General features: G+C 42.6%; 9 protein-coding genes. 2 read left to right on the forward strand and 7 right to left on the reverse strand.

Annotated features, from left to right (window positions below):
• Positions 1 to 8: 8 nt before the first annotated feature.
• The 6 genes from AC3WJC_RS08945 to xerD all read right to left on the reverse strand — a co-directional run bounded on the left by AC3WJC_RS08945 (position 9) and on the right by xerD (position 11391).
• A complete protein-coding gene (locus AC3WJC_RS08945; protein WP_492398737.1) occupies positions 9 to 3158 on the reverse strand; it encodes a SusC/RagA family TonB-linked outer membrane protein in 3150 nt (1049 codons plus the stop codon).
• Positions 3159 to 3178: 20 nt separating this feature from the next.
• Entirely contained in the window at positions 3179 to 4117 is a 939-nt protein-coding gene (locus AC3WJC_RS08950; protein WP_492398738.1) for a DUF5007 domain-containing protein, read from the reverse strand.
• Positions 4118 to 4300: 183 nt separating this feature from the next.
• The gene (locus AC3WJC_RS08955; protein WP_492398739.1) at positions 4301 to 5410 is read right to left on the reverse strand and encodes a fasciclin domain-containing protein; all 1110 of its coding nucleotides are present in this window, start codon (positions 5408 to 5410) and stop codon (positions 4301 to 4303) included.
• A gap of 11 nt (positions 5411 to 5421) precedes the next feature.
• Positions 5422 to 6921 carry a RagB/SusD family nutrient uptake outer membrane protein gene (locus tag AC3WJC_RS08960; RefSeq protein WP_492398740.1) on the reverse strand — a complete coding sequence of 500 codons (1500 nt, stop codon included), beginning with the start codon at positions 6919 to 6921 and terminating at the stop codon, positions 5422 to 5424.
• 31 nt (positions 6922 to 6952) lie between these two features.
• Positions 6953 to 9937: a SusC/RagA family TonB-linked outer membrane protein gene (locus tag AC3WJC_RS08965; RefSeq protein ID WP_492398741.1), complete on the reverse strand. Its 2985-nt coding sequence runs from the start codon at positions 9935 to 9937 to the stop codon at positions 6953 to 6955.
• Between the two features lie 551 nt (positions 9938 to 10488).
• Positions 10489 to 11391 (reverse strand): site-specific tyrosine recombinase XerD, encoded by a 903-nt coding sequence (gene xerD, locus AC3WJC_RS08970; protein WP_492398742.1) that lies wholly within the window; start codon positions 11389 to 11391, stop codon positions 10489 to 10491.
• Between the two features lie 42 nt (positions 11392 to 11433).
• On the opposite strand from xerD, the gene aroQ reads away from it, so the two are divergent.
• Positions 11434 to 11847, forward strand: coding sequence for a type II 3-dehydroquinate dehydratase (gene aroQ / locus AC3WJC_RS08975; protein WP_492398743.1), 414 nt, complete (start codon positions 11434 to 11436; stop codon positions 11845 to 11847).
• A 74-nt stretch (positions 11848 to 11921) separates the two neighbouring features.
• Here the strand turns inward: aroQ and alaS are convergent, their stop codons facing one another.
• On the reverse strand, positions 11922 to 14636 hold the full coding sequence (alaS, locus tag AC3WJC_RS08980; RefSeq protein WP_492398744.1) for an alanine--tRNA ligase: 2715 nt from the start codon (positions 14634 to 14636) through the stop codon (positions 11922 to 11924).
• Between the two features lie 145 nt (positions 14637 to 14781).
• Between alaS and lysS the strand changes: the two genes are divergently transcribed.
• Complete coding sequence (gene lysS, locus AC3WJC_RS08985) at positions 14782 to 16503, forward strand: lysine--tRNA ligase (RefSeq protein ID WP_492398745.1); 1722 nt, start codon at positions 14782 to 14784, stop codon at positions 16501 to 16503.
• Positions 16504 to 16525: the final 22 nt, after the last annotated feature.

Below are 16525 nucleotides of genomic sequence, written 5' to 3' on the forward strand. Positions count from 1 at the left end.
CTGCTAAATTATTTGCCTGTATTAAGTTCAAGATTTAAGCCCAGGTTGTAGGTACGTGCAACAGGGTAACCGTTTGATATATCACGGCCTAATGAGGTTACGTTCTCAGGGTTAGGGCCTGAGTAACTTGAAAACGTTACCAGGTTATTTGTTGAGAAGTACACACGCAGGTTATTAAAACCATATCTCCTGATAGCGTTTTTGTTGAACATATATGATACAGTTACCGTGTTTAACTTGAAATATGTTCCCTCTTCAGCCCATAGCGTTTGATCCGGCCTTAGGGGTTGAATTTGATCAAACCTCGCAAAATCATACGGGTTAGGGTATCTGGTAACATCACCCGGATTACGCCATATGTTCAGGTTTGATAGAGGTACAACCGCCAGTAATGAGAATGGATCGCGCATGATGGCCATACGGTCAGACAGGGAGTTGTTTAATATGGTTCTTTTTGCGGTAAATGAGCCGTAAACATTCAAACCCCAGTTTTTATAGTTAACACTGGTTGATAAACCGCCTGTAATTAAAGGTTGTGAGTTACCGGTAATTTCATAATCACGGTCATCAAGAATATAATCACCGTTAACATCCTTAAATTTAGGGTCGCCGCCTTCAAATGCGGTGTTGTTAGTTTGGTAACGTTTACCGGTAACAGGGTCAACAGGTACATCAGTATCATAAGCATAAACACCTTCGTTAATACGCAGGTAGTTTGAAAGCGTATTCTTACCTACGCGGTATACCAAATGCTGGCGATAGGCACTGTTATCAAAACGGATGTACTGGCCATTATACTCTACCGGCAATTTTAACAACATATCGCGGTTGATGGCACCGTTTACTGATATGGTCCAGTTAAAGTCCTTTTTAGATATCGGCCTGGCCGTAATCATTAATTCATAACCATAGTTGGCTATACCTACATCATTACTTGCTAAAGTATTAAAACCGGTTGTATTCGCTAAATTCCTGTCAAACAATAAATTATCAACATGTTTATAATAAGTATCAAACATTAAGGTAAGCCTTTCCTGAAAAAAGCCCAGGTCAAAACCAAAGTTGTATTGTGTTGTTGTTGTTGGCTTTAAAGATGGGTTGGGTATAAAGCCATAGTTAATACCGATAGTTGGATTATTGTTAAAGTTGCCATTAAGGTTATAAACACCATAAATGCTTTGCAATGATCCGCTTGGTACAATGTTCTGCCCCCAGGTTAAACGTAAGCTACCAAAACTTAACCAAGAAAGGTCGCTCAAAAAGTTCTCCTTGTTAAAGTTCCACCTCAAACCAATCGCCGGGTTTTTTGAGTATGGATTTTCCAGGCCGTTTGACGAGGTACCATCCAGGCGGTATGAAAACTCAGCTACATACTTTTTCTGATAATCATAAGTAAATGACCCCGCGAATGACGCGATGGTAGCATTACGGTAATTTGACAATACACCACCACCTCTCGAGTAGTAAGCATCATAACCTATCGGGCCTTGTAACTGATCGTTAGGTGTACGTTCCTGGCGTATAATACCGCTTTGGGCACCTTGTTTATAGATCTCATTAAAGGTGTTAACAAATATGGTATGATCGGTTCCAAAGGTTTTTGCATAAGTAATAGCATTACGGTTATACAAGGTAAAATTGCGGCCTTCAAAATCATAAACCTTGGCGTACTGTGAGTTGGCGGCTGCCGGAGTAAAAGTAGCTTCAGCATCTGATGTATAATCATAACTTATACTTGATGACAATGCAAGCCCCGGTATAAATTCGTATCTGCCATCAACATTGGTACGCAGGTTACGCGAACTGTTGCTGTTTTGCGTTTGTAATGCCGAGGTTACCGCGTTTGATGATAAATAAAAGGATGGCGGCGGCAGTAAGGTTGATGCCTGCCCATTGGCGGCAACACCTGATTGCAGTAAGCCTACCCCGTCTCCCTTTGCCTGGTTACCTACCGAGCCAAACAATGAACCAAAGAAGCGAAACTTATCGTTCGGTTTAAACTCCATGTTCATGTTAAGGTTGTAGCGATCAAACCCGGTGTTTTTAATTACACCTTTTTGTGAGTAGTAACCAACGTTAGCTTTGTAATTAAACCGCTGATCACCACCGTCAAGCGCAAGGTTGTGGCTTTGATTGTATGTGGTAGCATAAAATACAGATTGCCAATCAGTTGAATTATTCCAATATGCATTTAAACTGTCGGCCAAAAAGTCGGTTAAACCTAATCTTTGTAGCTGCTCAACAGTACGCGCGTTTGATAATATCTGCTGTATTTTAGATTGGCGTTCCGCATTACCACCCAAAGTTTCACGCAGTTTTGGCGGTGCCTCAACAAAGAAGTTTGAGGTATAACGTACACGTGGTACTTTTGAGTTACCTCTTTTGGTGGTGATGATAATTACACCATAAGCACCACGCGAACCATACATTGAGGTAGCCTGAGCATCTTTCATGATCTGTATGTTCTCAATATCCTCAACCGGAATCAATGACAATGGGCTTACACCAGGACCCTGGGTTTGAAAACCAAACTCCGAAGCCTTATCAGCATCAAGCGGTACACCATCTATAATATATAGCGGTGAAGTAGGCTGCAGGAATGATTCGTTACCGCTACCCTGAACACTCAGGGTTGATAAACCACGTACCTGTACCGAACCACGGAAACCCGGTGCACCAGTATTGTTCTGAACGTTTAAGCCGGCAACTTTACCTTGTAACAATTGCTCAAAGTTAGCAACCGGTACGTCCTGTATATCCTTGGGTGAAATATTAACGGCAGCACCTGTAGTCGTTTCTTTTGAACGTTTTTGATAAGCAACGATAATAACCTCGTTCAGGGCTTTTTTATCTTCACTCATATTAATCACCACATTTTTTGATGCGGCGGTGGCTTTTATAGTTTGGGTAGCATAACCCATAAACGAAAATGAAAGTGTGGCATTCTCGGGTACGTTTACGGTAAAGCGACCTTTACCGTCAGTTTGTATCAACCCCTTTCCATCAGCAGCAACTGTAACGCCGGGCAACTCTATATTGGCTACCTTATCTATTACAGTACCACTAACTGTTACAACCTTTTTTTGCTGCGAATAAACTTTTGTGCCGCATATTATGCAAACTATAAGCACGGTATAAAATAGTCTAAGTATTCTCATTGTGATGGCTTTATAGATTTTTATTCGTCTTCAAACTTTGGATTCTCTTTCAAAAAATGGAATACAACTTCCCAATCACCCTTTTGATAAATGGCGAAGTCAATACCAAATTTTGCTATAACACGTACGCCACCAAAGCCTATTCTGGAATAGCTAAACTCGGCATGATCGCGGCTACCACCAGGAGCGTAATTGGTAGGTACTTCAACCAAAGGTATAGGGTAGGCTACGGTATATTTTACATACTCATTGGTTTTTTCCATATCAAAACCGTGTACTATCCTGTTCCATCTGGTTTCATTAAATTTTACCGGATCAATGGCAACTGAATCCTTATCCAAAAATTTGAACCTAATTGAATTTCCACTACCACCCGTATAAGGGCGTATGTACACAACTACATCTTTTTGTTCATCATCACTTCTTAATGGTTCCTCTTTTTGGCTGCCGATTACATTTTCCAAAAAAGGGCGGATATAATTACGGCTATTAGGATTAGGTGAATTAGGAAACGGTGCCGGCCCTCCTGAATAAATATTGAAATCGTCTGAAGGCTCATAAGGGCGCTCACGGAAAGGGCGTACCTGCAAATCACGTATAGTTTTAGTACCGCCTGTATTAGTGATTTTTACATCAAAGTAACGGGTGTTTTGCGGAAAGTTTGTACTATCAGCAGCACGCGGAGTTACCAACTCGTTAGTTGCTGATGCCCACATAATAAATTCGCCTGAATTACGAACTTCAAAAAGCGGGTGGTCTTCAAGTTTACGTTTTGACTCAATCTCTTCAATGCTTTTTTCAAGGCCGTTGTAAGCCTTTGTCCAAACATAAGTTGGCTTTACCTGGAATATGTCTGTTACCGGGCGGCCATCACCGTAACGGGCATTGATAATCTCAAACTTGATAGGTTGTGTTGAGTTATCTCCATTAAAACCACCCATCAAATTGTTACGTCCCATTATTGGTTCAAAAACTTTGTTGTTGTAATTAATATTTGAGCTTAAATAGTCCTTCTCATCAGGTAAGTCAAATATTTTTTTGCAACTGCTTAGTGTTACAAGCGTGAGCAGTAACAATATAAATTGCTTATTATTTTTTATATGCATGTTAGGGATCATGTTATATCTTTTTAAACTCATCTCTTAATTTGCACGGTTAATTGTCCATTCGGCTAACTGAAACGCGCCGCTACCGTTAATTTCGGTAATATCTATGCGATAGTATTTATAAGCGACAGTGTTGCTGCATCTGAATACCTTGGTTTGATATCTATCTTCAAAAAAGAAATTGCTGCGCCTGTCTAACTCAAACCATATTTTACCGTCCATTGAACCTTCATAAGTCCAGGCTCGCGGGTCACGGTCAGGTGAGTCATTTGCTGATATAAGCGTGTAAACGCCTGATACTGCCGGCTCTTTAAGTTCATACTGCATCCATATACGGCCTTGAAATTCAGCCAGGAACTTGGTATGGTCATCTCCATCAATAACTTTTTTTGAACCTTCACCATTGTCAGGCCCGCCATTGTTATCACGCAATACAGTAAGCTTACCGCCTATTTCCGTCATCAGGTTTGGTGGAGGCGGTACGAATGTGAGGCGGGTAACAAACTCGTCAAACCCAAAAATATGGTCAGGGCTAACTACATGTACTACACCATTCTTAGTCATGATGTTGTTTGAGCCGGTTGTAGTAGTTGACCAGTTACGCACAAACTTGCTGCGTTTTGTGTTACTGAATTCAACTGCTACGGGGCCGGCACCTACGTTACCCGAAGCTGAATTCCGGATTAGTTTGCCATGCATCGGGAACGCGAAACGTACGCTCGATAGATCAAGCCCGTCTTGCAGAGTTAATGAGTCTGACGTTAGCTTACCTCTTATGATATAATAGGAAGCCATGGTATCAAGGTGTACACCATCAATGTTTGACAGGTAAAGCGGATCTTTATCGGTTTGCCTGCGCAGCGTATTAAGGTTGGTAATAGCTAATTGAAAGCTGGGGTTGGTTACCGCAAACAAAGTAACGTTACTATCAGTAAGCGTTTGTTTTAAACCCATGCGGTCAACCACTGATATCAATGAATCATATACGCCTGGTTTGCTTTTTAAATACTCGTAAGTATTGCCCGCAAACTGCGGATCGTTATTTGATGCATTATAATACCCGCCATCTTTACTACAGGCAAAAAGCGTTGCTGCTACACAAAACAGCAGTGCCGGAGCTTTCATATATCTTTTCAAAGTATTCATATATGTATATTTTATTTCCAGTAAGGATTTTGTGTTAATTGACTATTTTGAGAGATAAGTTTGCGCGATACCGGCCAGTAAATACCTTGTGAAGCAATAAGCTGCATAAATTCAGGATTATTTTGTTTGATCTTATTATAGCGAACAAGATCATACCAGCGCTGCCCCTCACCCATCAATTCACGTCTCCGTTCCTGAAAAACAAAATCGATTATCTCTCCGTTGATTGTTATTTCATTAACTCCACGACGAGATACGATATTAGAAATTTCTGTTAGCGCACCACTCCGATCGCCTAATACGGCTAATGCTTCGGCACGCAACAACACAATATCTTCCAAGCGGGTAAATATCAACGCGCTGGTAAAGTACCTGAAGTTGGGATCAGTAGTACCGCCTTGTATAACTTTGATCTTACTGAAGATGGGGTACTTACCATTAAAATTGGTAAAGTATCTTTCGCTTCTCGGCTGGCCGAGTGTATCAAGGCTAAACCGCTCATCATTTGTCAGGTTAAACACTTTAATAATGGTATCCTTTGGCATGTATATGTCAGGTACGTTTTTGGTAACTACCGGCTGAGCAAGTGTAAGCTCTTCGATATGGCCGGTTACTGAACCATCTATATGCCCCCAATCAGAGTTGAAACCAAACATCTGGCTGGTATTTTTATTATAGAAAAATCCATCAGACTTTGTTAGATCATTGGTTGACTGATAACCTATGCGGCTTTTGCCGTAATTGTCTTCAACAAATTTTGCATAAGTGGCTACATCATCATAGTTACCCTGCCATGCGGCCACATGGGCTAATATGGCATAAGCTGAATTTTTTGTAGCCAGCGCCCCACCCCACCTGGTATCATTTTCACCATAGTATTGGCCCGGCTGCTGCTCATCGTTTCCACTATAAATAAATGGCAGATCATTGGCCGCGGCAAGTAACTCCTGCTCAACCCAAACCAATATTTTCGCTTGTGCTTCACGGGGTTTATTTTCAAACTTACCATCGTGTGAGCTTACTATAAAAGGCACATCGCCCCATATACGTACCATGTAAAAATAAGCGAATGCCCTTAGTAAACGGGCCTGCGCCATATCAACCACCATATTGTTTTCGGTGTAGCGCCTGTCAACAGCTTTAATTTCGCCAATACGCTCTAAAAAAATGTTGGCAGAGTTTATTATGGCGTAAAACCGTGTCCAGTCTGACAGTGCTTCAACTGTTGGGTAAGAGGCATTTAACTGGTTCGAAGTTATCGCTTTTAAATCTTGGCGGTTAGGGCTCATAAATTCGCCCGTGCGTACATCACCGTATATCCAGTGTCCATTATTGTCAGACAGGGCTGCCCTGGTAAGCGCGTAAACACCCATTATACCGGCACGTGCATCTTCCAGTTTGTTCCACATGTTCTTTTCGCCAACCACGCGTACCGAATCCTTATCAAGGATTTTGTTACACCCGGCAAGAGCTACTAAAAACATCAGGCTTATGTATAATATCTTTTTCATTATTGATTTTAAGATTTTCTTTACATCCTGTTTATAAATCCATTTTTACACCAAGCGTATAGGTACGCGGTATTGGCTGGCCGTAACCGGTATCAAAACCATCGTAACTAACCAATTCAGGGTCCTGGCCTGTATAAGGTGTTATGGTAAACACGTTATGTACCGAGCCATAAACATATATCCTGGTTACCTTGATATTCTTTTTGCTGAGCAGCTTGGTAAGGTCATACCCTAAAGCAATGGTGCGCAGTTTCAGGAAAGAGGCGTTCTCCAAAAACAGATCCTGATCGGTACGATATGGTATAACCGTGCTCCATGGGTTATAAAGCGGATATTTTGAGTAATCGCCGCGTTTTTCCCAAAAAGTGATCTCTTTAACTGAACTGATGTTGCTATTACCTTCGTGGTTTACAAAATCAAACCTGTTAGCCATTTCCTGGTTGATCAGCTTACGGCCAAGATTAAAGTAGAAGTTCAGGTTCAGGTTCCAGCTACCGTAACGCAGGTTATTATCAAAACCACCTGCAATAGTTGGCAATGAGTGGCCTGCCAGTACTTTATCATTGTTATCTATCGCGTTATCGCCATTAATATCTCTCCAGCGAGGGTCACCCGGCTGCAAGGCAATACCATTGTATTTTAATGGCTGGCCGTTAACAACTGGTATTTCACTGTTATTGGTGTAAATACCCTCATTTTGCAATACCCAATACTGATCAAACGGTTGCCCTACTTTTAGTAAACGGTTACCGATTATCAGTTCGTTAAGTCCGCGAGGTAGTGCTTTTAGTTTATTGCTGTTGTGGTTAAGGTTAAGGGATGAAGTCCAGCCAAATGTGCTCTGCCTAATAATGTCAGCTTTTATTGTAAGGTCAACACCACGGTTATTTACTGACATACCGCTTTCAAGCGCTTGCTTATAACCATACTCAGCAAAATCAGGAATACCAATGATCAGATTCTTTTCAGTTTTTGAATAAACATCTATTGACAGGCGTAAGCGCTCAGCAAAAAAACCGGCATCAACACCTACGTTGATCTGGTTTGAATAAGACCACGGAATACCGTATCCTATCCAACCGGCAGAGTAAGGCCTTGTTAATACCGCTATAGCGTTGTAACCTGGTACGGTAATATTGCCTGTGTAACCTGTTGTAGCAGTATACTGTGGCCCTTGCGCGTAATTGTCATACGCGTTAAGGCGACCCATACGGCCTACGCTTGCACGCAATATCAAATCACTGAAAGTATTGTTATCCTGCAAAAACTCATTTTTCATGCTCCAAGCAGCCGATAGCACCGGTGAGAAAAACCAGCGGTGTGTTGGTTGCGCGTTTGATGAACCATCGGTACGCATGGTTGCCGAAAACATGTATTTATCATTTATGGTATAGTCTGCCTTACCATAAAATGAGATCAGGTTATCGCCTGTCTTATCCAGAAAACGGTAGGTAAGCTCCTTAGGAAAGGCTACCGGGTTAAGATAATTACCGTTGCCCGGGTCAGACTCCAGAAGGTTGATCTTGATGTAATCATTGGCACCTTTATAAGCATACGCATTGGTATACTTATAAGTGTCCCACTGTATTGACTGGCCGATCTCTAAATGCAGGTCCTGTGTTTTAGCGATCTTTAAATCATAAGTGCCTTTGTTATCCAACATTAAACGCTGGTTAAAGCCATAATAGTTAGATGCGTAGCTGCTACCTTGTAATAAGGTACGTGCATAAAACACATCGCGGTAACCCTCGTTATAATCAACACCAAATGTTGTGTTCCATTTAAATTTACCCAGCTCTATGCCAATACGGGCGTAACCCTGTATAAGGTTGGTTTTATTATCGTCAAAACCTTTATTATACTGATTGATATAATCAGCATAGTATTGCTTGTTCGGAGGCAGCGGTGCACTCAGGTCAGGGAAATAATTAACCTGTGTAAAACGGTCGCGCAGATAACGGTTGCGGTCGCGCTCTAAACGGTTAGCATTCACCATAGCCGAGAACAATAACCATTTTATAGGTTTCATGGTGATGTTAAACATGGCGCTGTACCTGTCAATGCCGGTATTATCAGCAACTCCCTGGCTTTTTGTATTGCCTAAAGAGAAACGGAAGTTAGCACGGTCTGTACCGCCTGAAATACCGAAGTTAATACCATGTATCAAGGCATTGCGGTAATAAAGGTCGGTCCAGTCTGAACGGCCGCTGTAAACATTGTTTAAGGAATCGCTCAGGTAGATCGGGTAATTTTCGTCATCTGAATAACGGCCGTTGGTGGTATAAAGGTCATAAAAACGCTGCCTGAAAGCATTTTCATACTTACCATTGATTGTTGTTACCGATGGGCGCTGCACCATGCCTATATAAGAGTTAAAGCTGATGCTGCGAACATTGCCCGGCCTTTTTGATGAAAGCACAATAGCGCCGTTTACCGCACGCGGACCATATACAGCCGAAGCGGCTAGGTCTGACAATACTTCAACCGAGGCGATATTATTCATATCGATATTGGCAAAAACGTTTGTTGCCGGGCCGGGGCGGTTAAAATCATACTGTTGCAGGTCAAACGCGAACGGGTGCTCAGTGATGAGCGGGATGCCATCAAGCACGATAAGTGGTTGTGTTTGATATAGTTCCTTACGAGACAGCAAAGGCATTGCCGCACCACGTATAAACATATTTTGTACAGTTCCCGGTTCGCCGGATGGCTCCTGAATGTACAAGCCCGCATATTGGCCTTTCAAATATTGTTGAAGAGAAATAGCAGGAAATAAGGTTAGTTCATCGGGCTTAACCTTCACACTGTCAGTACGGCGGTTATACAACGTGCGTTGCATGCCAACTAAACTGTCTTTTAATAAGCTGTCTGTTGCTGAGGTATCTTTACGAACAGTATCCTGTTGTAAAAATAGTTCAAATTTGCCTATCCTCTCACTTTTACCCTTAGCCAAGCCTGTTGATGCTTTAATAGTGGTTGCAGAAAAAACCACAAAGCACAGCCATAAGTATCGCATATTAATGGATATTTTTAGATTGTTGAAATAAAAGAAATGATTAACCGCGTAGCGGCATATTGCTGATTAACAAATAGTTAACGCAATCAAGCAATAAGAGGAATGTGCAAAGTAAAAATTTTACGCATAGATTTCGGGTTAGAAAGTTTAAAAAAATGGTTATTTATTAGAGCTATATATTGTCAACCTAACAAGCTTGAACGTTTTACTTGTGATTGTGACGTTTATTTAATCGGTACAACAAATTAAATCAACAAAAACGGTTTATCAAAATATTATTTCAAAAAAAATACGCTTTTCAAAATATGACACTAAACCTATGCTTGTATTGCAATTGTTACATTTTGAGCATCAGAATTTATAATTTTATTAAAATATGCAAATACTTAATTGTTTTAGCATTATGATTTCGATGTTGATTTTACTCCTAAATAATTTATTTTAGTTAAACGATTGTTACAAACTGGCTTTCTTAGGGCTTATCAGGATGAAGGCTACAAAACCTTTTATATTATTTTGTGTTTAATTTCTCTTTAATTCTTTATAGAACATCATCGCCTTGGATGGTATTGGTTAATAGTTGACCGCAAAAAGTCCCGATCAAGGTGGGTATAGATCTCTGTCGTTGTAATGCTTTCATGGCCAAGCATTTCCTGAACGGCACGCAGATCCGCGCCGCCCTCAACTAAATGAGTAGCGAATGAATGCCTGAATGTATGCGGACTAATGTTTTTATGTATACTGGCAAGTATGGCCAGATCCTTTAGCATCATAAAAATAAATACCCGGCTTAACTTGCTGCCCCGGCGGTTTAAAAAAACCATGTCCTCCTCCCCTTTCTTTACATGGATATGAATCCTTACTTCATCCAGCCAGATTTTGAGCGCTTTTATAGCGGCTCCACCAATGGGTACCAGCCGCTCCTTATCCCCTTTACCGGTAACTTTTATAAATTCAATATCGAGGTATAAGTTTGATATTTTGAGTTCGGTTAACTCAGACACCCGTAGCCCACAGCTATATAGTACCTCCAGTATAGCCTTGTTTCGCGGGCCTTCCGGTTTTGACAGATCGATCACGGATATGATGCGGTTGATCTCATCGTAACTCAGTGTATCGGGCAACTTACGCTGTATTTTAGGTGCTTCAAGCAGTTCGGACGGGTCGATGGCCATCAAGTCCTCCATCAGCATATATTTGTAGAATGCTTTAATGCCCGACAGTATACGCGCCTGGGATGCGGGCAGCATACCCAACTCATTTACCCATACCAGGAAACGGCGCAGATCAGCAAGGGTTATTTTATTCGGCTGGATTATGTTGCCAGGATCAACTGTCGAGAACTGGGCCAGCTTATCAATATCACGACTGTAGGCCTCAACAGAGTTTGCCGACAACGAACGCTCGAGCTTTAAATACGCCTGAAAACTTTTTATTGCCTGCTGCCAGTTCACCGTAATTTTACTTTTATTAATTTATACCTAAGTTTGGGCACCATGAATATACAGATAATTAACGGCCCCAATTTAAACCTGCTTGGCGTGCGCGAAAAATCAATTTACGGCGATGCCAGTTTTGAAAGTTACCTGGAACAACTGGTAGCCCGCTACCCGGATGTTTCCATTAGCTACTACCAAAGCAATGTAGAGGGCGAAATTATAAATAAACTGCATGAAGTAGGCTTTACGTTTGACGGCATTGTTATAAACGCCGGAGCTTACACGCATACCTCTGTAGCCATAGGTGATGCTATTGCGGGCATTAACACCCCGGTGGTTGAGGTGCACATCAGCAATGTATATAAACGTGAGGACTTCAGGCATTCATCCATGCTGGCTAAAAATTGCAAGGGTGTTATTGCCGGTTTTGGAATGGATTCATACCGTTTGGCGATTGAAAGTTTGCTGTAAAATCAGTTTTTTGTAATTGTAAAAGGGTCAATTACTTGTGGTAATTGACCCTTTACTATTTTACCGGTGCCAGGTTAGGCTACAAAACTTTTCGCTTTTTGGAGTGCCCTATCAATCCCGGTAACATCTTTACCACCGGCAGTTGCATAAAATGGCTGACCACCGCCGCCGCCTTGTATCTCCTTAGCCAGTTCGCGTACAATAGTGCCAGCGTTCAGACCTTTATCTTTCACCAGGTTTTCAGCTATCATCACGGTAAGGCTTGGCTTGCCGTCAATTTCAGCAGCCAATACCAGGAACAGGTCGCTGACGATATCTTTCAGGTTGTAAGCCAGGTTCTTGATCGCGTCGGCATTTGGCAGCGCCACTTTTTGGGCGATGAAGTTGATGCCGTTTATATTTTCGGCCGTTTTAGCCAGATCATCTTTTAAACCAGCAGCTTTTTCGAGCACGCTTTTTTCAAGCTCTTTTTTAAGTCCGGCATTTTCGCTGATCAGGCTCTCGATACTTTTGGTAATATCCTTCGGATTTTTAAGCAGCTCTTTCAACTGGTTGATCAGAAAACTTTGCGCATTGATGTAATTCTCGGCAGCTATACCCGTAATAGCCTCGATACGGCGTACACCGGCGGCCACAGCGCTTTCGCTGGTTATCTTAAAGAAACCGATTTGCCCGGTAGCTTTTACGTGCGTACCGCCGCAAAGCTCCTTACTAAAATCATCATCAAAAGTGATAACGCGTACATGATCGCCATACTTCTCGCCGAACAGTGCGGTTACACCACTGTTTAAGGCTTGCTGATACGGCACGTTACGTTCTTCTTTCAGGTTGATGTTCTCGCGTATTTTGGCATTGACTATCGCTTCTATCCGCGCTATTTCCTCGTCGGTCACCTTAGCGAAATGCGAGAAATCGAAACGCAGGTAATCGGCATTAACTAAAGAGCCTTTTTGGTTTACGTGCGTACCTAACACTTGTTTAAGCGCGGCGTGCAGTAAGTGTGTGGCCGAGTGGTTGCTCTCGCTGCTATGGCGTAAAGCAGGCTCAACAATGGCGGTTAACGCATCGCTGATGCCCTCTGGCAAGGTATCGGTAAAATGAACGGTAAGGCCATTCTCTTTCTTGGTATCGGTTACGTAAACGATCTCTCCATCCGGAAAAACGAGTTCGCCCTTATCGCCCACCTGGCCACCGCTTTCGGCGTAAAAAGGTGTTTTATCCAGCACGATCTGGTATTGCTCTTTACCTTTAGCCGTTACCTTGCGGTATTTTACCACATGGGCAACAGCCTCGGTTTCATCATAACCAACAAACGCTACCACATCATCTTGTTTTAACACGATCCAGTCGCCAGTATCAATGGCGGTGGCAGCACGGGAGCGGTTTTTTTGTTCTTGGAGAGCGGCTTCATAACCTTCTATATCAACTGTCCAACCTTTTTCGCGTGCCATGAGCTCTGTCAAATCTATTGGAAAGCCATAGGTATCAGATAATTCAAATGCATGTTTACCAGAAACAACATTCGGATAATTTACATGGGTTTGCGATCCATCTTCATGGATTGTTGTTTGTCCAAGATAAGCAACAGAAGTAATTTCATTAAATCTCTTAATACCAGATGAGAGCGTGCGCAAAAATGCAACCTCTTCCTCATTCACTACCTTCTGCACGAAATCCTTCTGCTCCCACAATTCATCAAACACACCCTTAAACTGTTCAGCCAAAACAGGCACTAATTGGTTAATAAATGGATCCTTAAAACCTAAGTATTGGTATGAGTAGCGCACGGCTCTACGTAATATCCTACGGATAACATAGCCGGCTTTATTGTTTGATGGTAGTTGCCCGTCAGCAATAGCAAAGCTAATGGCACGGATATGATCAGCAATAACTCGCATAGCAATATCTGATTTATCACTTCTAACCGTTCCGTTAATCCCTCCTATCACATGCTCGGAAGGATTAATCCCATAGTTAATACCGCTTTTCTCCGCAATAAACTGAATCAACGGCTGAAATATATCGGTATCGTAATTTGATGTTTTGCCTTGCAGCACACGCACCAAACGTTCAAAGCCCATACCGGTATCCACATGCCTGGCCGGTAGCGGTTGCAGCGAACCATCCTTTAAACGGTTAAACTGCATAAATACATTATTCCATATCTCGATAACCTGGTCGTGGTCAGCATTTACCAGCTTTGCACCATCCGCTTCGGCACGTTCGCTGTCAGGTCGGCTGTCAAAATGTATTTCCGAACAAGGTCCGCAAGGTCCGGTTTCGCCCATTTCCCAAAAGTTATCCTTTTTGTTGCCGGGCAGTATATGGCTTTCGTCAACATACTGTTTCCAAAGCTCCAGGGTTTCGGTATCTGTTTCCAGTCCTTCTTTTTGGTCGCCTTCAAAGTAGGTTACGTAGAGGCGATCCTTTGGTAATTTATATACTTCGGTCAGTAGCTCCCAGCTCCAGGCAATGGCCTCTTTTTTAAAGTAGTCGCCAAAGCTCCAGTTGCCCAGCATCTCAAACATGGTATGATGATAGGTATCAATGCCCACCTCTTCCAGATCGTTATGTTTGCCCGATACACGCAGGCAGCGTTGGGTATCAACCACGCGTGAGCTTTTCGCCGGTGCCTCACCTAAAAATATATCCTTAAACTGGTTCATGCCCGCGTTGGTGAACATCAGTGTAGGGTCGTTTTTAACTACAATAGGTGCGGATGGCACGATGGTATGGCCTTTAGAAGCAAAAAAATCAAGAAAAGCTTTGCGTATCTCGTTAGCTGTCATGTACAGTATAATTTTGGAGTGCAAAAGTAATTATTAATCGGTTTATTGTTACCGAATTTATTGTTTAATATAAGGTTAGGCGTTTAATACGCCCTTACATAAAAAATACCTATTTTTGCAGCCTTAATAAAAACACCTTTTTACTATGAGCATTGCGCTATCCGAACAGGAAATTTTACGTCGCAAATCGTTACAGGATCTACGCGATTTAGGTATTGACCCCTACCCGGCCGAAGAATACAAGGTTACCGCCTGGGCTAAGGACATTAACGAAAATTTTAGCAGCAACCCAGATGCTTATAAACAGGTGACCATTGCCGGCCGCATCATGACGCGCCGTATTATGGGCAGCGCATCGTTTTTTGAGATACAGGATACTACCGGCCGTGTGCAGGTTTACATTAAACGTGATGATATTTGCCCCGGTGAGGACAAGACCTTATACAATACCGTTTTTAAAAAACTGCTTGATATTGGCGACTATGTCGGCATTAAGGGCTTTGTATTCCTGACCCAAACCGGCGAAATATCAGTACACACCGAAGAGTTGACCATCCTTTCAAAATCGTTAAAACCGCTACCGGTGGTTAAGCGCGACGAGGAAGGTAATATATATGATGGTTTTACCGATCCTGAGTTGCGTTACCGCCAGCGTTACGTGGATTTGACCGTAAACCCGGATTTTAAGCAGATCTTCATCAACCGCTCAAAAGTGATCAGCACCATGCGTAATTATTTTAACGCGCAGGGCTGGATGGAAGTTGAAACGCCAATACTGCAAGCCATACATGGCGGCGCGGCGGCAAGGCCTTTCAAAACCCACCACAACACGCTGGATATGCCTTTATACCTGCGTATAGCCAACGAGCTTTACCTGAAAAGATTGATCGTAGCGGGCTTTGACGGGGTTTACGAGTTCGGCAAAATGTTCCGTAACGAGGGAATGGACCGTACGCACAACCCCGAGTTTACAGCAATGGAAATTTACGTTGCTTACAAAGATTATATCTGGATGATGAGCATGGTTGAAGCTTGTTTAGAAACCGTTGCCAAAGCCGTACATGGTGTGGCTGCGGTACAGGTTGGCGCTAACGAGATCAACTTTGCAGGCCCTTATGAAAAGCTTTCGATGTATGATTCTATTTTGAAATACACCGGCATAGATGTATCGCAAATGGATGAGGAAGGCTTACGCAAGGTATGTGCTGACCTGGCTATAGAGGTTGACAGCTCTATGGGTAAGGGTAAACTGATCGATGAGATATTCAGTGCCAAGGTTGAGGCTAACCTGATTCAGCCAACCTTTATTACCGACTACCCTATCGAAATGACACCGCTTGCCAAAAAGCACCGCAGCAAGGATGGTTTGGTAGAACGCTTTGAGCTGTTTGTAAATGGCAAGGAGATCGCAAATGCTTATTCGGAGTTAAATGACCCGATAGACCAACGTGAGCGTTTGGAAGAGCAACTGATATTGGCCGGTCGTGGTGATGAGGAAGCCATGGCTATGGACGACGACTTTTTACGTTCACTGGAATATGGTATGCCGCCGACGTCAGGCCTGGGTATTGGTATTGACCGTTTGGTGATGCTGATGACCAACCAAAGCACCATCCAGGAAGTATTATTCTTCCCGCAGATGCGCCCTGAAAAGAAAGCGAAAGTTACTTCGGTTGAGGATTTTGTAAACATTGGCGTAAAGGCAGAATGGGTGCCGGTGCTGAACAAAATGGGCTTTAACACGATAGAAGAACTGAAAGCAGGTAACCCGAACAAGGTATTTAATGACCTTGGCGGTATGCGTAAAAAAATGAAGCTTGATATACCTATGCCAACTAAGGACGAGGTAATGGCTTGGTTCGCGTAATTATTCTGAACCTGAATTTTTA

Source organism: Mucilaginibacter sp. FW306-07-L (assembly GCF_058782065.1).

What these genes read in the sequence shown, in the direction of transcription:
- AC3WJC_RS08945 (WP_492398737.1), bottom strand. Translation starts at nt 3,158, where the DNA reads ATGAGAATACTTAGACTATTTTATACCGTGCTTATAGTTTGCATAATA.
- AC3WJC_RS08950 (WP_492398738.1), bottom strand. Translation starts at nt 4,117, where the DNA reads ATGGGACGTAACAATTTGATGGGTGGTTTTAATGGAGATAACTCAACA.
- AC3WJC_RS08955 (WP_492398739.1), bottom strand. Translation starts at nt 5,410, where the DNA reads ATGAATACTTTGAAAAGATATATGAAAGCTCCGGCACTGCTGTTTTGT.
- AC3WJC_RS08960 (WP_492398740.1), bottom strand. Translation starts at nt 6,921, where the DNA reads ATGAAAAAGATATTATACATAAGCCTGATGTTTTTAGTAGCTCTTGCC.
- AC3WJC_RS08965 (WP_492398741.1), bottom strand. Translation starts at nt 9,937, where the DNA reads ATGCGATACTTATGGCTGTGCTTTGTGGTTTTTTCTGCAACCACTATT.
- aroQ (WP_492398743.1), top strand. Translation starts at nt 11,434, where the DNA reads ATGAATATACAGATAATTAACGGCCCCAATTTAAACCTGCTTGGCGTG.
- alaS (WP_492398744.1), bottom strand. Translation starts at nt 14,636, where the DNA reads ATGACAGCTAACGAGATACGCAAAGCTTTTCTTGATTTTTTTGCTTCT.
- lysS (WP_492398745.1), top strand. Translation starts at nt 14,782, where the DNA reads ATGAGCATTGCGCTATCCGAACAGGAAATTTTACGTCGCAAATCGTTA.